Origin of the sequence: Paenibacillus sp. Soil766 (genome assembly GCF_001428105.1) — a bacterium.
GTDB lineage: Bacteria > Bacillota > Bacilli > Paenibacillales > NBRC-103111 > Paenibacillus_E.
Map to the genome: position 1 here is coordinate 11,803 of NZ_LMSJ01000054.1, position 22,502 is coordinate 34,304.

General features: G+C 46.0%; 13 protein-coding genes. 3 read left to right on the forward strand and 10 right to left on the reverse strand.

What is annotated here, in order from left to right:
• Positions 1-903 carry an ABC transporter permease gene (locus ASG89_RS29615; protein ID WP_082593718.1) on the reverse strand — a complete coding sequence of 301 codons (903 nt, stop codon included), beginning with the start codon at positions 901-903 and terminating at the stop codon, positions 1-3.
• Between the two features lie 275 nt (positions 904-1,178).
• Positions 1,179-3,374, reverse strand: a complete 2,196-nt coding sequence (locus tag ASG89_RS29620) for a helix-turn-helix domain-containing protein (RefSeq protein WP_057314950.1) — start codon at positions 3,372-3,374, stop codon at positions 1,179-1,181.
• Positions 3,375-3,569: 195 nt separating this feature from the next.
• Here ASG89_RS29620 and ASG89_RS36820 point away from each other — a divergent pair, with 195 nt between their 5' ends.
• On the forward strand, positions 3,570-3,815 hold the full coding sequence (locus tag ASG89_RS36820; RefSeq protein ID WP_235549976.1) for a hypothetical protein: 246 nt from the start codon (positions 3,570-3,572) through the stop codon (positions 3,813-3,815).
• Positions 3,816-4,353: 538 nt separating this feature from the next.
• On the opposite strand, the gene ASG89_RS29625 is transcribed toward ASG89_RS36820, so the two are convergent.
• A complete protein-coding gene (locus ASG89_RS29625) occupies positions 4,354-4,767 on the reverse strand; it encodes a DUF421 domain-containing protein (RefSeq protein ID WP_235549977.1) in 414 nt (137 codons plus the stop codon).
• Positions 4,768-5,145: 378 nt separating this feature from the next.
• Between ASG89_RS29625 and ASG89_RS29630 the strand changes: the two genes are divergently transcribed.
• On the forward strand, positions 5,146-5,649 hold the full coding sequence (locus ASG89_RS29630; RefSeq protein WP_057314952.1) for a C40 family peptidase: 504 nt from the start codon (positions 5,146-5,148) through the stop codon (positions 5,647-5,649).
• Positions 5,650-6,005: 356 nt separating this feature from the next.
• On the opposite strand, the gene ASG89_RS29635 is transcribed toward ASG89_RS29630, so the two are convergent.
• The 3 genes from ASG89_RS29635 to ASG89_RS29645 all read right to left on the reverse strand — a co-directional run bounded on the left by ASG89_RS29635 (position 6,006) and on the right by ASG89_RS29645 (position 9,167).
• The gene (locus tag ASG89_RS29635; RefSeq protein ID WP_057314953.1) at positions 6,006-6,857 is read right to left on the reverse strand and encodes a carbohydrate ABC transporter permease; all 852 of its coding nucleotides are present in this window, start codon (positions 6,855-6,857) and stop codon (positions 6,006-6,008) included.
• Positions 6,817-7,773 (reverse strand): carbohydrate ABC transporter permease, encoded by a 957-nt coding sequence (locus ASG89_RS29640; RefSeq protein ID WP_057314954.1) that lies wholly within the window; start codon positions 7,771-7,773, stop codon positions 6,817-6,819. The genes ASG89_RS29635 and ASG89_RS29640 overlap by 41 nt, the downstream gene beginning before the upstream one ends.
• A gap of 74 nt (positions 7,774-7,847) precedes the next feature.
• Positions 7,848-9,167, reverse strand: a complete 1,320-nt coding sequence (locus ASG89_RS29645; protein WP_057314955.1) for an ABC transporter substrate-binding protein — start codon at positions 9,165-9,167, stop codon at positions 7,848-7,850.
• 229 nt (positions 9,168-9,396) lie between these two features.
• On the opposite strand from ASG89_RS29645, the gene ASG89_RS29650 reads away from it, so the two are divergent.
• Positions 9,397-11,721: a helix-turn-helix domain-containing protein gene (locus ASG89_RS29650; protein WP_235549990.1), complete on the forward strand. Its 2,325-nt coding sequence runs from the start codon at positions 9,397-9,399 to the stop codon at positions 11,719-11,721.
• Between the two features lie 80 nt (positions 11,722-11,801).
• On the opposite strand, the gene ASG89_RS29655 is transcribed toward ASG89_RS29650, so the two are convergent.
• The 4 genes from ASG89_RS29655 to ASG89_RS29670 form a co-directional block, all read right to left on the reverse strand.
• Positions 11,802-12,590: a class I SAM-dependent methyltransferase gene (locus ASG89_RS29655; protein ID WP_057314957.1), complete on the reverse strand. Its 789-nt coding sequence runs from the start codon at positions 12,588-12,590 to the stop codon at positions 11,802-11,804.
• Positions 12,591-12,727: 137 nt separating this feature from the next.
• On the reverse strand, positions 12,728-18,370 hold the full coding sequence (locus tag ASG89_RS29660; protein ID WP_057314958.1) for a hypothetical protein: 5,643 nt from the start codon (positions 18,368-18,370) through the stop codon (positions 12,728-12,730).
• 655 nt (positions 18,371-19,025) lie between these two features.
• Positions 19,026-20,240, reverse strand: coding sequence for a GDSL-type esterase/lipase family protein (locus ASG89_RS29665; protein WP_235549978.1), 1,215 nt, complete (start codon positions 20,238-20,240; stop codon positions 19,026-19,028).
• Positions 20,241-20,254: 14 nt separating this feature from the next.
• Entirely contained in the window at positions 20,255-22,471 is a 2,217-nt protein-coding gene (locus ASG89_RS29670) for an FAD-dependent oxidoreductase (protein ID WP_082593702.1), read from the reverse strand.
• Between the last annotated feature and the right edge of the window lie 31 nt (positions 22,472-22,502).

The window sequence follows — 22,502 nt, forward strand, 5'->3', positions numbered from 1 at the left end:
CTACCAGAGACTCGTCTGGGTCAGCTTCTTTGCCAGCTTATTCACGCTCACCAGCAAGATGAGGGCGATTACATTCTTGAACAATCCGATCGCTGCAGCATAATCAAAGCTTGGAATTGTCGAGGTCAAACCGATCTTATACACGTAAGTGTCGATAATCTCTGAGGAGCGGAGATTCAGCGGATTTTGCAGCAGCAGCGCCTTCTCAAATCCCAAGTCCAATATATGACCCATGTTAAGAATGAGAATAATCATGGCAACAGGCATAATGCCGGGCAAATCGATATGCCACATCCGCCGGTACTTCGATGCTCCGTCCATGACTGCCGCTTCGTGCTGCTGCGGGTCGATACCCGCCAGCGCAGCCAAGTAGATGATGCAGGCAAAGCCGATGTTCTGCCAGATGTCCGACCAGACATAAATTGATTTAAAAAATTCCGGCTTTGCCAGAAAATTGATCGGCTCGAAGCCAAGAAGCACGATCAATTTGTTCAATGCTCCTGTCCGCGGGGCAAGGAACTGTGTGATGATGCCAGCCATAACAACCACTGAGATAAAATGCGGTGCGTAAGTCACCATCTGCACCGTTTTCTTAAAAAATTCATTTTTTACATAGTTGAGCGCCAAGGCCAGTGCAATGGGAAACGGAAAGGTTGCTGCCAGCTGGTAAAAGCTGAGTCCTATTGTATTCTCCAGCACCTCGTAAAATTTGGGATGGTTCAGGAAACGAACGAAATGATCGAATCCTATCCATTGACTGTCCCATATCCCCTTCGTAATGACGAACTTTTTGAATGCGATTTGTGCGCCGTACATGGGAACATACCGAAACACGATCAGGTACAGAAGGGGTAGCGCGAGCAGCACGTAGAGCTGCCAGCATCTAGCTAAAGACTTCCCCATGGCCAACCCTTTCTGTCTCGTTACTGTGTGCGCACCTGCTTGGGATCTCGATGTGAGCACAGAACGACCTCCTTTCTATAGTAAGGTTGAATATCCGAACAGTGCTGACCTACTTCGTTCAAGCATCGTATCGGATACCCTTAGTATAGAAACCGCTTTCACTTCTGGTATATAGGATTGTCATGCATTCGTGTGCTTTTGATAGCTTGGAGTTGTGTGCTATCGATGCGGGATTGTGCATTTCATATCCTGCATGAACAATAAACCCTGTTGTGTCAAGGCTTTCCGGCGCTGCGGAAGGAAGTGGCGCTGACACCGTATACCCGCTTGAAGGCCCGTCCAAACGTATTGGAGGACTGGTATCCGACCTCCTTAACGATCACGCTTACCGGTAAGTCCGTATCCTGGAGCAGCTCTCCGGCCCGTTTCATCCGCAGCTCCTCCAAATAATCTGAGAAGGCATGTCCTGTATGCTCCTTGAATATTCTTGACAAATACGTCTCCGAGAGCTGAAAGTAATCGGCAACGGCCGACAACGATAAATCCGGATTGGAATAGCTATCCTGCAAGTAAGTTACAAGTTGATGAACCAGCTCGATATTCCCGCTCTTTTTGCGCTGTCTGCCAGCATCCGTGATGGCCAAGAGAATTTCTGTCAGCTGGTGATACACAGCTCTGGCGCCCTCCAGCGAGTCGGCTTGCTTCGCTAGTACAGGAATAGCCTCGCCAAGGTCCGTCGTTAGGAGCTGCTCCGACAGCTTAAGCATATTTCCAATGAGATTGGCTATAAAGAGCTGCAGCATTTGCAACGATAACGTCCTATGGACAAAATTTTCATCGAACAGCTCTTCCATCATCTGCTGCAGCTGCTCTGTTTCTCCTGCCCTCACCACATTCATCAGTCGCTGCTCGGTATCTGTTGGGAAATAATACTTATGAGACTCCTTAGGCAACTGTTCGAACCAGACTGTGTCCTTGCCCCGATGCCAAATGTTATAATTCAGCGCGTATTTCGCCTCCTCATACGATCGGGCAATGCCTTTGTACGAAGGCTGCACGCTTCCTATGGCAAAAACAGGATGCATACCATGGAGCTGGCCCATCTCCTCCTTTGTCTCCTCCAACAGCTCTCGAATGAAGTCAATGCGCACTTCCTGACTCGAGAATGTTCCACCAATGATGGCAGCAAGCTTACTAGACTCCACATCATGTAGGTAGACTTCAATCTCCGTGCTTGTGGAGAAGTACTCCCGCAATAGCAGCCGATGCAGCTCACGCTGAAGCAGCATATCCGTGCTCAGCACTTCCTCATTATCATGGTCACGCAGATGGAGCAACACTACGACGAACCCGTTACCTTCCATCCGGATTCCCAAATGCTCCATCAGAAGCTCAATCTCACTATCTGAGGCAAATTCACCCTTGAGCAACCGTTCGAAGAAAGCATGCCGCAGGAACGGCATTTGGTCCTTGAGCTTTTGCTGCAATTGCTCATTATTCGTAACGAGACGACCGACTGGCCGCCAATTCCGGTAAGCCAGCACGATAGCAAGTCCAATGCCCAGAAAAAGCGATCCGATCGCTATAAAGAGCGTAATCCGTTTCACGTAGTTCACTTTTTCTAGAACAATATGCGTCGGCTGGACAGTTACATACTTCCAGCCGTTGTAGGTGGAGGTCGTGTACGTCACCATCATCTCCTTCGAACCGATCCCCATCTTGAGCACCCCCTTGTCGCCGTCCAGTTTGACGATCTCGGGAATCACATCCGATCCTTTCGTTACGTAACTGATAAGCCTTCCATCCTTATCCGCAATATAGGCCCAGCCATCAGTGGACAAATCCAGCCCTTCCAGCAGAGTCTGCACTTCCCTGTTATCGATAGAGACCGCAATGACGCCGGATGAAACCGGCGGCAATCCCATCGAATGAATGTACGTTAGCATTGTGTGCGGCTTGCCATCAAGCAGCATTGGCGATGCTGGCAGCACAGTGAACTGGCGAAACTTGTCGAATATCTCCGAATACCACTGCTCATAGGTCTTATCGGCAACTGAATAACGATACTCATAGAAAGCAGGCAGCTGCTCTGCCATCGTACGGTTAATGACCATGTTGCTGCGGCGGAATAATAAATAATAGTTGGTGATGAATTTATTCGTAAGCCCATGCTCGTACAAATGCTTGTGCATCTCAACAATTCGGTACGTGTTCGTCCCTTCAAGCGGGCGCTCCACCGTCAGAAACTGAGCCACCTTCGGATCTAGTTCCAGTTGACGCACAATGGAGGCAACCTCGTCTAGTCGCAGGTCAAGAATTTCTTTTCCTTGATCAAGCACCATCATATTCGCATCTTTCATTTGCGTCTCGACCACAGACAACGTCTGCTCATGCATGAACCATCCGATGAACAAAGCGAATAGCAAGAAAATCGCATATGGGATGAAAAATCTGATGACCATCGGCTTCATATTCCGTGACCCCCTCTTTTTTTGTGCATATTCCCGAATTTTATTGTGCCATACTTTTGTCCCGAGAGCTATCTTGGAAAAGAAGAAACACCCCCGTTGGGGGAGATGTCCCTTGCTTGACTCACGTGCGCTTTGATTTTCGCTGATAGGATGAGTGGTTTATTGAAGTAAGCGCCGGTGTCTTCTCTAAAGGAGTTGAAACAGTTCGTACTTTCTGTAATCCAATGCTCGCTTTACAAAGCGCTTGCCCCACAGACTGCGAAGTTGCAGCCTGGCTCAACCCATTCCGCAATGCCGATTTCAGGTGCCAATATCCGAATCGACATAGGAGCCGACCATGTAAAGTTAGTAAAAGAAAGAGGAACCAAAAACCAGGTCCTGCTGCAGCGCACGTGGGTGGTTGGGGGGCCGCTTTCTACGAAGGGTTCATCTGGAAATTGACGATATTTGCTCATCCAGTTGCTCAATGTCTTCGCTGAGATGTTCAATGTTCAATTCGTCTGCAATTTCCGAGGAACATTATTTGTCACTTCAAAACTTATTTGTCACCCGATACTTTTTCGTTAGTAGTGTATGTATCATCGATGGTTTACATTTGTTTGTTGTGTTGTTGTTTTTTGTTGTTCAAAACTCCATCTCCAATACGAGGATCGTACCACCGCTTGTGGTAATCTGTAACGACCTGAACGTCATGTCGCGGCCTTATCTCACGGAACATCTCGCTATTCTACATAAATTCTTCAATAAGTTCACTAACTTATCATCATTAGGGAATTGTGCTTAATCCGCACGAAGCGCACAATCATGACCTGCTCATTGGATTCCCAATCTTTGTTGTTCGATTTAATTGACGAATTCATCAAAAAACGTCTCAACCAATTTTGTTGTCTAAGCTTTTTTTACTTCCTTAAGCTGATAATATAAACCTCTAGAATCCGACCATTCCGCGAAAAGGACGTGCTCATGATGCGGAATTCCGCTAAGTTGCAAAAGCTGATCCACCCAAACCCGGTCTCTCCCGAAGCAGCATCCCCAATTGGGCGAAATCGAGATTGTAGCGCTTCATTGCCTTGAAATCAACCACGCCGTTTCGGATAATTAGGTCTGGTGTTCCCGCGGCATAGCGGGACAATCTGGGGAATCGTGCGATAAACTTTTCCAACCCCCACGCTAGAAGCGTCCAGATTACCAGAGCAAAAAGTAGATGACTCAAATGAATTTCATTATCATAAATCGTATTGCCGACCAGTTCACTGAGCATTAAAGAGGAAACGAAATCAAAAGCTGTCAATTGGGAGATCTCTTTTTTTCCCAGCAGTCTAGTCATGATCAAAAGACCTATTAAAGCGACTGTAAGCTTGACACCGATACTTACATACAGATTGGTATCCATCTTCATCTTTCCCTTCGGAGTATACATAAAGCAGAAATCATGTGTATGTGTTTGATATCTTTTTACCCAATAATTTAGAAAAATTATCATATGCTTGTACACCCAGCAGTAACTTTATCTACTGAAATGATCCGAACCAATTCGCGTACCATACCGATAATAATGGTTCAAAACATGGATAGATCAAGCTTTTTGTTGATCTAAGCTAGTCAAGAATAATTTTCAAAGAAGATTCTCATGGTTTTCTAATAAAGTGGGCTTATCCCCTCCAAACTCACGGTTTTCTCTGCTTCTAGCAAATTATAGGAGACTTCCAGTCTGCTATACTAGGCTCAGCTAAGAAAACAGCGCTCAAAAACAAGGAGGAGGACAATAACTATGAAATTACATCATAAATGGAGCAAACGCTTGGCAATTATGGCAATTGGAGCAACCGTTGCGATCTCAGGAGGGGTAATCAGTAGTCCAAAGCCTACTCAAGCTGCTACTGCTTCAATAACCTCAACAACGAAAGCTAATAGCATTATCTCATTAGGTAAAAGATATCTGGGCACGCCATATAAATTCGGTGCTAAAGTTGGACAAACGCGCAACTTCGACTGTTCGACATTAACGAAATACATTTTCGGAAAATACGGCATTAGCCTACCGCGGACAGCTGCTCAGCAATCTAAAGTCGGTAGTTATGTTTCGAAAAAGAATTGGAAGAAAGGCGACCTGCTATTCTTCTCTGTCCCTGGCAGATCAGGAGTCGGTCATGTAGGCGTTTACATTGGAAATAACAAAATGTTAAACACTTATGGTGCTGGCGGTGTGAAAATCACTACGATTAACTCCTACTGGAATTCTCACTACATGACAGCACGACGCGTGATTAAATAGTCAAAATAATTGTTATCACAGAACGTTTGACGAACTATTGATCTCTTTGAGATTAGTAGTTCGTTTATTTTATGTTACCCTAAATAATTATGTACTATAGAGGAAACAATAAGTCCAAACCCAGCTTTCAAAATTTTATTTCAGGGTTCCACTATATTGATTCAACTCTTTATCATGCAGGAGTTTGCCATATTGAAAGAGAGTGGGATTGTCATGGTTTTGTAAAGGAAAGGGCCGCCCCAATGGCAGATTTGCCAGGGACAGCCCTTATCCGAAAAGCTTTATAGATTAATTTGCGATAGGCTAACATCCTGCCATTTCCGTTATACATAATCGTAGCTCTCCGAACAGATCACTTATTCTTTGACAGCCCCTGCCGTCAATCCAGCCACCATATACTTCTGGAAGAAAAGAAATAAAATCACAATCGGTATCGTTGCGGTCACACATACGGTCATGATGTTCGCCCAGTCATAGGCCACCTCGCCCATGTACCGAACCGAAATCCCTGGATTCAATGTGCGTAAGTTGTCTTTATTAATGAGCGTTAGGGAGTATAGCAAATCATCCCAGGATAGAATAAACGTATAAATACCTACTGAGAATATACCTGGCTTGGACAGCGGAAAAATAATCCGAAACAAAATGCCGAACCGATTGCAGCCGTCTATTTTTGCCGCTTCTTCGAGTGAATGCGGAATGTTGTCAAAGAAGACTTTGATCATCCAGATTGAGAATGGTAAGGATGCTGTCGTCAAGGCAATAACGAGCCCTGCATGGGTATTCAGCAACCCATACGATTTATACATCGAATACAGTGCGATCAGAAGTGAGACTACCGGCAGCATCTGCGTCGACAGGATAGCGAACATCAGGGCATTCTTAAATTTAAAATGAAATCTAGAAAATCCATAGCCCGCAAACATGGCGACGAGCAGCGTAATCAGTGTCGTGCACAAGCTAACAAATAAGCTGTTGCGATAATAGATGAGAAAATAGTTATCTGAGAAAAGCTTGACGTAATGTTCAAGGACAGGCTTGGATGGCACCCATTCAGGCGGAATGTTGAACAGAACGGAATTATCTTTGAATGACGTGACGAACATCCAGTAAAGCGGGAAGATCAGAAAGGCCACAAAGACGAGTAAACCTGCGTATTGGCCGATATTATACAGCTTGCTGTTTTTGGGCTGAGCTGGACTTTGCATAATTCTTCCCCTTTCCTGGCTTGTCTTCTCCTAGAGCGAACAATTTATTGTAGAGTCCCGAAATTAGGATCATAATGATGAGCCACAGTGCGCCGATCGCTGCGCCTTTCCCCAAATTCATTTGCACGAAAGCCGCTTTATAGCTGTAAATGGCGAGCGTCGTCGTCTTATTCAGCGGGCCTCCCCCCGTCATGATCCAGAAGAGCGGGAACATCTTGAAATTCTCGATAATAGAGATGAGCGTAATCGTTTTAATGTTGTTTTTTAGCAATGGCAGTGTAATGTTAAGCAAAATTTGTGTACGATTCGCGCCGTCAATCCGAGCAGCTTCATACATATCTTCGGAGATCCCTTGCATTCCCGCGAGCAGCATCGTGCTCATGAAAGGCAGCTGGCGCCAAAGTGCCGTTACGATCACCGCAGGCAAAGCAAGATCCATATTCGTTAACCATTCCTGCGGTTTGTCAATGATATGCAGCTGCTGCAGGATGTAATTGATCAAGCCGTATTGCGGTTGGAACAGCCACATCCACAGCAATGCGGATACGATCGTCGGTACAATCCATGGAATGAGAATGAGCGTACGGAAAAACTTCTTGAATCGAATGGAACTGTTCAGCAGCAGCGCCAAGAATAGTCCCAGCACAAACTGAATGCTCACAATGCAAAAGACATACGTTAAAGTGACGCCCAGCGCGGAGAAAAATTCCCCGTCCTGCAGAATTTCTTTATAATTGGCAAAATCGTTCCATGGCTGCTGCTTCATACTCAGCAGTGAGACTTTAAAAAAACTCATATAAATGGACTTTACAATTGGAATGCCGATCGTAAAGAGCAGCATAGCCAGCGCCGGCAAAATCAGGACAAGGAGAAACATGCGATCCTTCGCCAGCTCGGATAATCTTTTACCTCTCATCTGTTGTCCACTCCTATCCGAACTTCCGTTCGAGAAGATCCCTTTGCAGGGACCCTCTTTCCGGAGGTTTCTCGTTATTTCAAAGATGTTTTCAGCTTTGCATCCAGTTCTTGAGCCGCTTTTTCTGGAGTTGCTGTATCCGTCGACACTTTTAGCAACGCATCAGCAATATCAATGTAAGCTTGCTCCATGCCAGGGTGATTTTTAGGCAGCGGTTGAATATTATTCATTTGCTGCATAAGCACCTTGTCAAAATCGCTCTCAGTGAACATCGAGCTCAAAGATTTGCGAGCGGAAATCACATCATTTTTCTGGTGATAGATCGAAATCGCTTCTTTGTCCGTTAAATATTTAATGAAATCGGCAGCAGCTTGCTTATGCTTGGAATCAGCAGAAACAACAAGACCGTGTGCTTCGCCGATGGATACGCTTTTGCCGGATACGCCTGCAGGAATTGGAGCCGCTCCCCACACTTTGTCAAACTCTGCGCCTTTGCCGCTCAAATTGCGGAATACCGCTTTCCCGTAGTTGCCGTCTACATACATGCCCAGCTGCCCGATGGAGAACAGGTTTCGCAAATCTTTCAGCTTCGCACCAGACGGGCCGATGCCATCCTTCACCAATCCTTTGTAATAGCTCAACGTATTGACCATCTCTGGCGTATTGGCATTTACTTTGCCTTCTTTATCTAGGATGGAGCCCCCGAAACTGTACAGGTTCCTCATCGCGATCTCGCCGTTAATCGCCAGCTTGTCGGTCGGCTCGCCGAAGCCGTAAATTTTTTGACCGCTGTCCGTTTTCAAGCTCGATATCGCTTTCGCGGCTTTCAATAGCTCTTCAACCGTTGCAGGGGCTTTATCCGGCAGTCCAGCTTTTTTGAATATTTCCTTGTTATAGTAGAGAATATAAGGCGTAGGCGCCCAAGGAACGCCCATCAGCTTCCCGTTATAAGAGAAATCCTCTTTGAAACTCGGCATAAGATCGTCGACATACGCTTTGCCCATCAGATCGTCGAGCGGCGTAATAATATCGGAAGCGGCGTAGGAGCCAAACCACGCTGGGAACGTTTGAATAATATCCGGCGCATTGCCAGTGGATGCCATAACGAACGTCTGCTGCTTGATATCCGCAAACGGAATGCCGACGAACTCTATCTTGACGTTCGTGTTCTTCGCTTCATAATTCTTGACCATTTCTTCTAAAGCGCCTTTCGTGGCAGCTTCACTAATACTCCACGATGCAAACGTCAATTTGATCGGTTCGCTGCCTTTCGCACCTGACGTTGCGGACGCTTTTGAAGGCGTATCGTTTTCTGTGCTCGCTCCGCATGCGGTAAGAGCGCCTGTCAATAATACCGCGGATAAGGTTACATATACTGTTTTTTTCATGTTCATCTAACATATCCTCCCTTTTGGTTAAAGCTTGCTTGTGTGTTCCGAAGACATCTTAATTATTGAGGAGTTCCGCTCTTTCGTATATCTGCAATCCGAGATGAAAGCTCATAAATCGTGACTTTTGGCATCATGAAGTCGTGACATCTCTCATCGATTCATGACTTTCCTCCTAAAAAACGTACGTATTCCGAACAAGTATGGCATAATAGGAGTACTTAAATTGAAGCAGGTGATGGCGCTGGTGCCGTTCAACAATCTCCGTACGTATGTACAAGGATTACCCAAAGTATTTTGGACTTATTTTGTTTCCTATCTAATTGTCATCCTGCTGCCAATCGTTGCGCTCAGCTATGCTTCCTATAACTTCACCGTTTCCACACTGGAGGATGAATTAAGCCAAGCGACCATCCATTCCTCCAAGCAAAAAAAAGGATCGATTGAGAACATGATCGTAGAAATGCAATCGATTGCCATCCGCATCGGTCTGGATGGTCGCATCGCCAGCTTTTTGAACGACTCGGCAAATTCGTTTCTTTTAAATGAAACGCGAGATATTCTGAAAACAGCCGCATCGGCGAATGAAGCCATTCAGTCCATCGATTTTTACGCCAAAGACGCAAATTTAATTATCGCTTCAGACGGATACACGCGAACATATACGGAATCCCAAAAGGATATTTGGATTAAAGAAGGAATGACCTCGGGCTCCTCCGGCATTTGGCTGAGCTCCAGACAAGGCAACGAAATCGATTTGAATAAAATTGTGACCTATGTCGTAAAAGTGCCCGTTCAGCGCAAAGAATTTCAAGGACTATTAGCCGTGCATGTCCATGAATTCGCGCTCAGCAACTTGCTGCAGAAGATGGAAGGTAACCGCCATACAGCTACTTATATCTTGGACAATCTTGGAAATGTGGTCTCTACGTCCAACACTGCAGCTCTGGATCCTGAGTATGTAAGGCAATTATTTGTCGAGAGCGGCAAAGATCAAGCTGTCAACGGCTACCGCATTATGAAACAGGATGGCAGCCGAAATCTCATTACCTATGATAAATCGCTTCATAATCAGTGGAGCATCCTCACCGAAACACCGCTGCACTATTTGCTTTCCAAGCTTTCGTATGTTCGCACCGTAGCATGGGTGACTTGCGTTCTCTTGGTTGTGCTCGGTATTATTCTATCCTATTTTATGTCCAGAAAAATGGTCAGTCCGATTCAGTCGTTAATTAATAAAACGCTTCCCTACAATAAAAAAGGCGATGCAGCAAAGGGAGCTCGGCCTCTGAAGAATGAATTGGATACGATCTCTCATATCCTCGATCACGTCTTTAGCAAAAACGAGTCTTGGGAGCAGCAATTTCGGATGAACCTCCCCGTACTGCGAGAGCGCTTTTTGCTTGCCTTGATTAATAATAAGTTCAACAGCATGCATGAAATCAACGGCAAATTGGACTATCTCCATCTACAGTTTCCATATGAGCAGTATGTGGCGTTTCTCATCGAAATTGACGATTTCAGCTTGCTTGTAGACAGCTATTCTGTGATGGATCAAAACTTATACAAGTATGCCATCATAAATATTGCCGATGAGATTGCCGCAGAGCGTCACATCTCCCTAGGGGCCGAATCCGATGAAAATCAATTGGTTCTACTGGTGAATGCGAGCGGCAGTCCGCAGGAGTTGAAACAAGACCTTGCGGCGCTTGGAGAGCAGATCAAAACAGTGATTTATCAACTGTTGAAAATTTCAGTCACCATCGGTATTGGCAATTCATATACCCAGATTATGCAAACCCATTATTCCTATAAAGAAGCCTCCGAAGTGATTCGCGCCAAAATTGTAGCCGGCATCAACACGGTCTTATTCTATGAGGATTTGGTCAAAGAGGCTGATTTCGAATTTTATTTGCCTCCTCATTTTGCCACTCACATGAATAACTTCTTAAAAGCGGGGCAATTGGACGAAGCACTAGGCAGCCTGGAGGAGCTTTATCTTCAAATCAAAACGAAGACGAAGCTGAATGAAGAAGTCATTTTTCGTACGTACAGCCTTATTATCGAAGATATTTTGCGCAATTTACAAGAATTCAATGTGAATACGGAAGCTATTTTCGGCAAAAATCACAACTTGTTTCGCGAGCTCGCTTCCAAAGAGACGATTCATGCCATTCATGAATGGACTTGCGGCATTGTTCGGCGCATCCATGAATCCTTGCAGCAACTGCAGCCCAAAAAGAATACGTATATCGATACGGTCTTAACCTATATGGATCATCACTTTCATCAGGACCTATCCGTCGAGATGATCGCTGAGCAGGTAAATCTGAACCATGCGTATTTAAGCCGGATGTTCAAGCAAGAGGTCGGCAAGACGATATTGGAATATTTAACGCTCAAGCGTTTGGAAGTCAGTAAAGTGCTGCTCAAGGAATCGGAACAAACGATCCATGAAATTGCCACAGGTGTCGGCTATAACAATGTGAACAGCTTTATTCGTTTTTTCAAACGGTACGAAGGATTAACACCTGGCGATTTCCGAAAATCGATTCGCTGACCATACGAAGAGCGCCTCCTTGACTGGGATAAACCAATCATACGGAGGCGCTCTTTTTTACCAATTAACAACTTTCAAAGTCAGGGAAATAATGGAGACAACTCCACTTCCAATTTATCCGCAATTAGGGTGTAAAACTCTGGAAATCTTGGATCTGCCTTACTTGCGATCTCTTCAAATGTTCGTATACATAGTCCTGCTGCGCTGATCGCAGTTATAATTTCACCTACTGTCCAACTTCGCACTAATACTTTGCCTAATTCAGAGCGCTCTTCCTCGGGCAGCAACTTAGCAAAAGCCACTTGTCCTTCCTTAATACGATCATCAAAGTAGTTTCCAGTTGGTTGTGTTAGATTACTTGTGTTCAGCCATGCACGTGCGAAGGGATGAAAGTCAGTCAGAATAAACCGACCATTTTTCCCAAGTCTACGACGAACAACGCTGAAGATAGCATTGAGGTCTGTAAAATAATGCAACACACCAAACTCCATCAACACGATATCAAACTCGCCTAGTGTTTCTTCATTTGGAATATTCAATACGTCAGAGCAAATATAATCAATTTTGATACCAGTGGCAGAAGCAACCTGCATCGCGTACAACCGATTTTCTTCCGATATGTCGACCACCGTCACTTCTGCGCCTAACAATGCTAAAGAAATTGCCTTTCGACCATGCGAGCCAAGTAGGTTAATAACACGCTTTCCTGCTGGATCGCCCATGTACTTCAGCCAGTAACGCAAATGATGCTTGTGTTCTAGTTTCAGTTTCTCTGCAAGTTCTTCTGGTGTTCCATAATTATGAACCCATGCCTGATAAGCTTTCGTTTCCCATGCCATTTTGTTCGCAGTTGACAGTTGTTCTTGCAAATTCATACCTCCCCGATTCATACAATCGACATTTGCTGGTATATAATACCATTCGCGTGCTAATTGTCAATATTTTTCTAAGCCCATAGAAAGTAAAGAGCCGAATGGATCGTTACTCATCCACTCAGCTCTTCGGGTTATTTTACAATAATTTGTAGTACATCACTTACCGTTGTGCCACTTCCATTAATAAACTCGCCACGATACTGATAGTTGCCAGGAGCTTTGCCCGAAATTTGAGTAATTGCTGATTGCGCACTTGGTGTGTGTGAAGATAAAGCTTGCGTATCAATAAGTTCACCATTTTCGTATAATCGATACGCTACTGCGTTCGTACCCCACCACATATTAGCAGTAATGGTATAGTTCCCATCTTGATCCCAGTTGTCACTGGACAACACAGGTTTGCCGGGATTCGCATCAACCACAGTGACAGTGTGTGGATCACATGAAGTCGTTCCATACACATTCGATAACTCACAGGTATACACATAAGTTCCGTTTGGCTTACCTTGAATAGGAACAATGGAGGTCTGGGCTGCTGGCGATGCATCGGTTAGTAGATTCGTTTGGATCAGCTGGCCATTCTCGTACAACTTATACAGTGATCCATTATCTCCCCACCACATATTCATTGTAATCTCATAATTACCATCCTGCAGGCCTGTCGCAACAACATTGTTATTCGATAGTATCGGTTTAGCCGGCGCTTTGTTCGCAAGCAATGCTGAGCTAAACGATTGGCGTTCGAACTTGACTGCATCAGCCCTCGTATAAATCATATCAGCAGGAAGGGTTGGCGGATCTACCGTTGTCGGAGTCTCTCTGACTAAACGAACATACTCGCTGCCGTCTCCTGTAAAATCGAACGTTCCAAGATTAACCCACCCCGACGAGCCGACTGTCGCATCGATATACGTGACATCAGTAACAGATTGATGCTTCACTTCCACCTTAACATGATTATCGTTTGCCGTTGTATGGACGATCTTGTAGATAGAGACCGTATATCTCCCCTCAGGAAATTGAGCCTTCCAGGTCGCCGATGATCCTTGAACGGTAGAGTAACGAGATTTAACACCAATTTTGTAGCCAGCTAAATTACTTTGACTCCAAGACCCTTCCGTCGTGTATAACCCAGCCGTATTCGTACTGTCGACGATAACCGTCAGATCCCTGATCGCTATGGTCAAATGCGGTGTTGTTAACGTCACTCCATCCATCGTGACCGAAGCCCACACTTCGATATGATCCGTCACTCCATCGAGGTTTTGGAGAGTCAACAAACCGCTGCTGTCAACTGTAGCCAGATCGGTTCTATCAACGAAATACTGCACATTAGCCTGGGTTAGATCAGCGATCAATCCGTTGTCCAAATGGCCAGTTACGTTCAGTTGAGCCTCTTGCGTCATCTGCAATTCGTTCCGATCTGATTTGATGGCCACAGATTCCAATTGCAGCGTCCGATTAGGATCCACCCACATCATGGCATCGGCAACTACCCGTGACTTGTTGGCCTTATTGGTTAATTCAACATACCCGCTATCCCCTGCTGCAAAAGGATAAGCTCCCAGGAATACCCACGTCCCATTAGCCGTTGTCTCATCAACGGTAACTGTCTCGGAGCCCCCGCTGTAATAAACGGTAAATGAGGCGTTGGTTGCCCAATTTTCGCTTGTGGCTGTTATTTGCGGAAGCTTGTAATACACGCTATAAGTGACAGTTTCCGGCAGCTCCGGCCGCCAGGCAATGGTGCTTGTAGCTGTGCCCGCAGTCGATTTGGCATACACATAGTTATCATAATAATAGTCATTAGCCGTTGTATCCCGTATCCAGATGCCTTCTGTCACAGCTTCCGTATTATCCACAATGATGGTTGATCCATCGTGCCATTCCGGTTGAACTGGCGTTACTGCAACATGATCAGGCAGATATAGCGTCCGCTTGCGTGTCTGTTTGCCGTCTGATTCCACATAATAAGTGAACGTTTGGGATAAATCGTTTACCCGTATCGACCATTCCATCGGATAAATGGTATCTGGAACGGTTGTATACGTGGCCCCGCCGTCCAAGGAGTAATGGATCGTTGCTGGCTTCGTCGTTTTGGCCTGCACATAAGCATCGTAGGACGTTTCGTCAGGCTTGACGATGAGCATGCCTTTAACAGCATCGATTGGGCTGTGAACATCGAAGAAATAGCTTGCATCCGATGTATCGGCCGTTCTAACCTGATGCAGCGGCACATCAATGTCCATTCCCTCTACAATGAGGGCTGTTATTCCCTTGCTTGAAACCGTAGCCTGAATAATTCCGTCATGCATAACCGCTTGCTCTGGTGTCCCGTTATCACGGATGATGGTGACGTTATAATCTTGTGCTGGGTTGAACCCGATCATTTGAGCATTCAATTCGATCGGAGTCTGCACCTCAACGGTCGATTCGTTACTTAAACTGATGTAGAACTTATTGCCGCTTTCTCCCGTTATCCAGTTCAATTGCGGATGGTTAGTCTCAATAATTCCTTTGGGCATCCAAAGCCACACGTTGGAATTGCCGTAAAATTGACCTGGTTTATTTCCATAGAGGTGATACTTAAACCATAAGAAATTCGTTTCGAATACGGAAGGGAACGTAATATTCCCATTCGATTTCAGCGATTGTTCGCTGATCAAATAATCCATCGTTTGACCGAGCTGCGCCGGCATATGGTGATAATAGATGGATGTAGCTCCGCTTGGACCTTCTTTAGGAAAATCCGGTTGGAGTTGACTAACGGCGAATCCCTTATAGTAGTAACCAGGATAGTTGGAATATCGCCCGATGACCGCATTATGCGCGATATCCTGCAATAGTTTATCGCCTGTATAGAGCGACAATCTCAGCATGAATGGCGCCTCCTGCGCATTCATCCGATAATAGCCGGTTGTACTTCCCGCTTCAAAGGTCAACCCATTGGGTGAAACAAGCCAATTGTCCGCTTGCACGCCTCCGGCTACATCTTCAGGGAGCTTGCTCCTAGGATATGCGTACTTACCACTTTCCGGCCAATGGAACGACTCCGCGTAATTATACGTCTCCGGCTGCGGAATCGTAACAGTGCCTTCAGGAACTGGACGAGCAACGAACATGGTGGCGTATTGTTTGGCTTCCTTGTATGCGGCATTCAAGTATTTGGGATCTTTCGTTTCCTCGTAAAGCTCCAAGATCTCCATCCACAGCTTGCTATAATAGTAAATAAACTCATTTTTACTTACATTCACAGTTGCAGGCGTATCGATATTTTGAGCGATATAACTGTCGGCTGCATCCTTGGCTGCCTGCAAATACTGCGCATCACCTGTCATGCGATACATCATAAGGGGTTGAATGACAGGCCCCCGATCTTTCTGATCAGGATCTCGCACAAGGTACTCTTCCTGCCCCAGCGCCCCAATTCCTGCCGAAGTGCCCAGCATTTGATTGACAGCGGCGACACTTGAAACATCGAACGGCAAGGTTGCCATTTTCCACAACGAGGGTACGCTGTATACGGGCTTTTGTGTCGGCGACCAACCAATACCATTACGTGATACCCCATACTGTATGGACGGCAACGCCCTCGTATCGTAAAGTTGGTCATCCCCAGTCAAATAATAAGCTCCCAGAAGAGCCGCATTCGATGTTGTTCTCACGCTATCCTCGTTCTCGATATCAATGAAGCCCTTGGCTCGGCTCCACCACCCGCTGGGAGACGGAACATAATTAACAGAGTCGTCACCCTCAGGCTCTATTTTGAGCAGATCAATCATATTGAACATCGCGTCCGTCAGCGACTGGTCAGCGACATTTTCCCGGTATGCCGAATACTCGTATTCACTGCGCAGAATCTCCTCGTAGGCATCATACAGACTGCTTCGCTGAGCAATGAGCCCCATATGAAACTGATACGTGCTTTCCGCGGTCATCTGTGAATAAGTCCCTAGTTGAGGCGCATAAAGGATCGGCTGCACGCCCCCTTCATTGTTGACAAGACTCATGCCAAGCCGCTGCTGGGAGATGCCTCCCGTCGGTTCAAATTCGACCGGAAGCTCTTCAGATGGCACAAATACGCCATATGACAAAGGGTTCCCTGCTCCATCATTCTTCTCAATCAGACTCATCGGAGCGCTTAGCTCCCTCAAACTAGTTGATTCAACCGAACCTACCATTTTGGCATGCGCCCTGAAGCCATTTAACACTTCATTGACGCCAGAGACGACCTCTGTTGTAAAAGATTGATAGCCAATAACATAATTACCATTCCGACGAGGTGTAAAATCGAAGGAAACATCGGGTCTCTCCCCCGACATCGACCAATTTACTTGCAAATCATAATCGCTGCTATGCAAGGAATCCGTTAATATGGCAGTCTGGCTATCTGGAAAAGTAACCCCGTCGAATGTAATCCAACGTTTATTCATCGTATCGTAGTAGTTGGTTCGACTTCCCGCATTTCCATCCAATAAGACCCATTGTTCTTCAAGTCTTTCTTCCACATTATTGATGGATACCCAGTTCCCCGTATCCGTGTCCTTGTAGAACAGATCGCGAACGATGGATTTGCCTCCATCCCAAGCCGCTTCATAGAAGGTCGCCTTATAGTTGGCATTTGCGATGCTGCCTTTCTCCGTATAACTGAGATTCGCCAATGTGCGGCTGCGCAGCGGAGGCAACGGTGGTGCTTGCTGCCGGATATTTCCTTCGAACTTGAGCGCGTCTGCCCGCGTAATGATATTTCCGGTCGTAGGTTGTGTTCGTGTCAGCCTGACAAACTCCGTATCATCACCACTGAAATAATAGGTCCCCAAATCAACCCAGCCGGCAGCCGGGCCTGATGAGGGTCTTAGATCCATAAACATGACATCCGTAATCCCATTATGCACAATTTCAATTTTCACATTACTATCTGCTTTATCCGCCCAATCCAGCTTGTAGAACGATATTTTCGCCGTTCCTGCTTCCAATCGCGGATTCCATGTGATCGTTCTCCCCACAGCATCTGTATAGTTGGTACTAGAATTGTTGTACCCTTTCACTCCCGTACTTGTGCTCCAATAAGGAGCCGAGTATCCGTTATTCTTATTCTCCACATCGACGGTAACCACACCATCCGTTGTGATGCTTCCGTTATCAATAATGATCGTCTTATGAGGCTCTTTTTGCTGGATATTTCCTTCAAACTTAACCGCGTCTGCACGCGTGAGAATCGTGCTCGTACTGCTGGTAGACCGAGTCAATTTTACGTATTCTTCACCTATTCCGGAAAAATAGTATTCTCCCAAATCAACCCATCCCACAGCCGCTCCGAATGAAGGTCTCAGATCGATAAATTGAACATCCGTCGTGCCATTATGAACAATTTCGATTTTCACATTACTATCTGCTTTATCCGCCCAATCCAGCTTGTAGAATGATATTCTCGCCGTACCTGCGTCTAATCGTGGATTCCACGATATGGTTCTGCCTGCTGTACTTGTATATTTGGAACTGGAATTATCATAGCCCTTCACCCCTGTACTTGTGGTCCAATTCGGAGCCGAGTATCCGTTGTTCACGTTATCCGCATCAGGGGTCACAACACCATCAATCGAGATGCTCCCGTCATCGATAATGATCGTTTTATACGGTAAGGTATCCGCACTAGCCGTTTCTTTTCCAAAAAAGCTTAGTGGTATTATCACCGTTATCATCAAAACGATTAAGAACAGCTTCTTTATTATCATATTACTCACATCCTCCCCATACATTGTTTGCGCTTTCAAAACATCATTTCCTCCTTTGTTAATCTGATCGCAAAGAAGCAATAGCCTTATTCGTCTGGCTAATTCCCCTCCGTCTTATGTATCATAGCATCTCACACGACCCCGAAATTTCTTTGATTTCTAGAATTTCTTATAAGATTTTAAGTGAAAAAACTTTCTACCGAAGTACTCCGAAGAGAAGCGACCGCATTCTAAATGCTATTGTTATCACCAATTTAGCAAGATGTGGCAGTCCCTTACCTCCTCCATCGAAAGGGAACTAGGATGTCCTAATTGTGGATAAATAGGCGAAATCATCATCGAAGGGGAACTACAATGCCCTATTCTGCCGAAAACCGCGATAAATTACGAAATTCGGCCAATTAGCGCATCTACGTTCCCTTTAGACTCAATTTCAGCTGACATCAGCCAAATAAGACATCTAGGATCCCACTGGGCAAAAAAGAAAAATAAACAGCTACACCGTCCTCTTAAACATATCAAAATGTTTATGAAGACATATAGCCGCCTTATCACATGAAACACATACATTCTTTATTTTCACAAAAGCTTCTATAGTCGCAACCAACATATCCCCATCCTCTAAAAACTACATGGTGCCTGACTGCTCAACAGCAGTCAGGCACCATGTAGCTCTTCCAAAAGGACAGATCCCTTACACTGGCGGCTGCACCACCAACAACTTCCCAAGCTGGATCACCGTTTGATTGTACCATTCCGGATGCTCCCGAACATGCTCCCTGCTTCGCTCATTGCCGGCGGCCTCAAACGCAGCCGCTTTGTCTGTCTTCTCGGTATCGATTTCGAAACGAACCGTATGGCTTCCATTCGGAAGCTCCGGCAAGAATACAAACTGATTACGATTATGATCGTTATAGAGTGTGAATCGGTCGACAAGGAACGGTTCCCCGCCATCTACTGTCACTTTCAATCTGCCGGAATCAGGTCCTCCGATATCGAACAGCCCGATGTGCGTGCCTTCGAATTGGACCGTGAAAGATTCACCAGGATCGACTGCTCGCCATAGTCCGGGGAACAACCAATTATAATCACGCGCCAACGCAAAATCATCAGGAGTCACGTAAGACCATCCTGCAGATAACTGGGCATAGCCTTCCAGCGGCCGCATAGCGGCGTACTCCCACGGATTGGCCGGAACCAGCGTGTCCTCAGGCAGGTTATGTTCCAGACTCTCCGATCTAAGTTCACGAATCTGCTCCAATGACCGAGTAATCGTATCCGTATAAATCTGATGCCCTTCCGGAATGATCGGATGGATCGAATCATGCGTAAACACAATAGCCCCGGGAATCGACTTGTCTGCCCCTAAACTCCCTGAGGTAAATATAAGCTTACCCTCCGTCACCAATTGACTGACCGCTACGCCCAGATGAATCGAAGGTATACCATAATAGTCGGCGACTTCCTCTTGCATAAGCGCTCCCTTCTGGTATTCCCCAGCTTGAAATCCTGCCACATCCCGCTCCTTCAGCGTATAAACGAACAGAATGTCGGTAAACCGACTCTGCTTGCGGATTTGACGGACGATTCCTTCGATCCGCGCCTTGGACTCAGGTACTCCGCCATCGTTACCGACAAACTCAACAAACACGAGATCAGGCTGATGGCGCAGCACATCCGTCTCCAACCGGGCGCAGCCCAGATCGGATCCCGTACCGTCAATCCCAGCATTCACGGTGCGGATATCCGCCTTGGGGTATTGCCCCTGCAGCCAATCCGCCGTCATCACCCTGTATCCCTGAGAACGCGTATTACTGCCGCCAAAATAGACGATGGTCACGTCTTCCCCATTTTCCAATTTCTGAATGACATTAGGTAACCCTCTTCGAGGGAATAATTCCTGCATCATGACTTCACCTGTCCTCACTTATCGCTAATAGGAGCGAACAATTTTATAGCAAACACTTCATGATAAGGCGAACCATACGTAGCGCAGAAATCAATCCGAATTCGGGTTACATGTTGCGCATCCACCTTATGTTTATTCAAGGTGAGATAATTCCCACGGATACTAATATTCTTCTCCGTTCCATCTTCGAAGGTCAAGGTCACATCATAATCTTGCATAAGGGGTTCAATCGGATCATCAAAATGCTCCAAATCCAGCTGTGAATTGAATACGAGATGAATTTCGTCCACATGTTTAGGACTTGCCAAACTGAGTTCCAACCACTCCTGTCCTTCCGTACGTTCGGAAATCCAACCGTTAGGCAGACCATAGGGTCTGGAGTAACCATTGACGACATTCTCGGGGTTATACATATTCTGCGCTGGCAGCACGTCCTTGAAGCAAATGCTCTTACCCAATTTCTTCAACTTGGACGGCTCTTCCGGCCTATAATGGAAGCTAACCGCTCCTGTTATTTTCTCTTCATTACCGTGTACAGCAAGACTCTCCGTACCTTCCAGCACGATGTATATTTTATCATCCGCTGGCTTCACGCAACCCAAGTCCAGCGTGATCCAGTCGTCATGACCACCTGCAATTGCCAAGTTGTACTCTTTCAACAGGCTAGTTGGAATGTAGTTTTCCTTCCGATCCCCGCCAAACAATTTCACATGCAGCGTTTCCGAATGCTCGGAACTGTTTTTAATTGAAATCTGTACACTTTCCGCTACGGCAGTCTGAATGGGCAGAACCAAACATACCCCTTGATCCAGCGGAATCGCTTCAGTTAGGTGTAGATTCTCATAACTGCGCTGAGACGAGGCACTTACGCTTAACCCATCAGCGAAGTAAGGATCCAACTCTTCTTTAAGCCCTACAATCGTCTGCCCGTCTCGAAGCAGCAACGCCTGCAGCTCTCCCATATGAGCTCGGGCGATATCTGCGGGGTCTACTTCATATTTCAGGCATAGCGAAGCGGCCGTTCCAACTGCCTGCCCCATACAACCGCAGGTTGCCATTACCCTTGTCGATCCGAAAGCAACATGCGTAGCGCTTATATTGCGACCAGCGAACATGAGGTTAGGTATATTTTGCGAGAATAAACTACGGAACGGAATATTGTATAAACCCGGCACGAAATTCCAGGCTGTAGCTGGTCCCTCATCGTAGATACCCTTCGCAGCATGTAAATCCATATACCAACCACCGACGGATACAGCATCTTCGAAGTGCGGCTTCTCTATAAGATCATTCTGGGACAACATGTGATTCCCAATAAACCGCCTCGACTCCCGCTTGCCCGGAATTGGGCATACATAATCCAAGATGAGATTGTCGACATCATCAAATTCACCGCTATTTTTGATATAATCCCATATCCCGTAAACCAATTTGCGCAGCTCCAATGCGATGTCTTCATTATTGGTGATAATATCCATATGTCCGCCGTATTCCAGCCACCACAATCCGCCAAGTCCGTTGATTTTCCTAGGGAAAGCCCGATGGTTCAAGCCCTTCCTGATGCTATCGAAAAAGGGCAACTTCGTAATATCATACGCAAAGCCAGGCCTTTTGAACGGAACCGAATATTCTACATCGCGAGCTTGGAAAAGGATCGTGTCTCCCATGGTGTAATGGTCCGCCACTTCAGGAGCCAAGTTTTCGTTGTACTCATGCTTCGCTTCCCTCCCCCATCGAAAGTGCGCGCCTGCCTGAAATCCAACAACCCCATCTCCAGAGCAATCGATGTAGGTTCGGCTTTCAAACCGAAATTTCCTTTCGGAAGCCAATTGAAGACCCTCCACCCATGCAATTCTGCCGTTCTCCATGCTCGTTTCATGCACACATGTATTCAGATAGAGAGCAATGTTAGGCTCCGCATAAACCATATCCAACAAGACCGTATCCGAAAGCGAAAGCATAAGCTTTTTGTTATATAGGGGATTATAATGAAAAATCTTCAACTTGAGCTCTTCCACTAACCCGCCTTCACGCGCATAATAGGATGGACTTTTGCCGAGATAAGCCGACCCGTTGATATGAACCCTAACCTCGCTGCTGGCATTGCCTCCAAGCACCGGTCGATCATTAATAAGTGACACTTGCAGCCCTTGACGAGCAGCAGCAATAGCAGCACATAGCCCAGCAATTCCTCCGCCTACGACGGTAACATCCGCTTTAATAAGCTCCATTGTAATAACCTCCATGATAAGATACATCTAT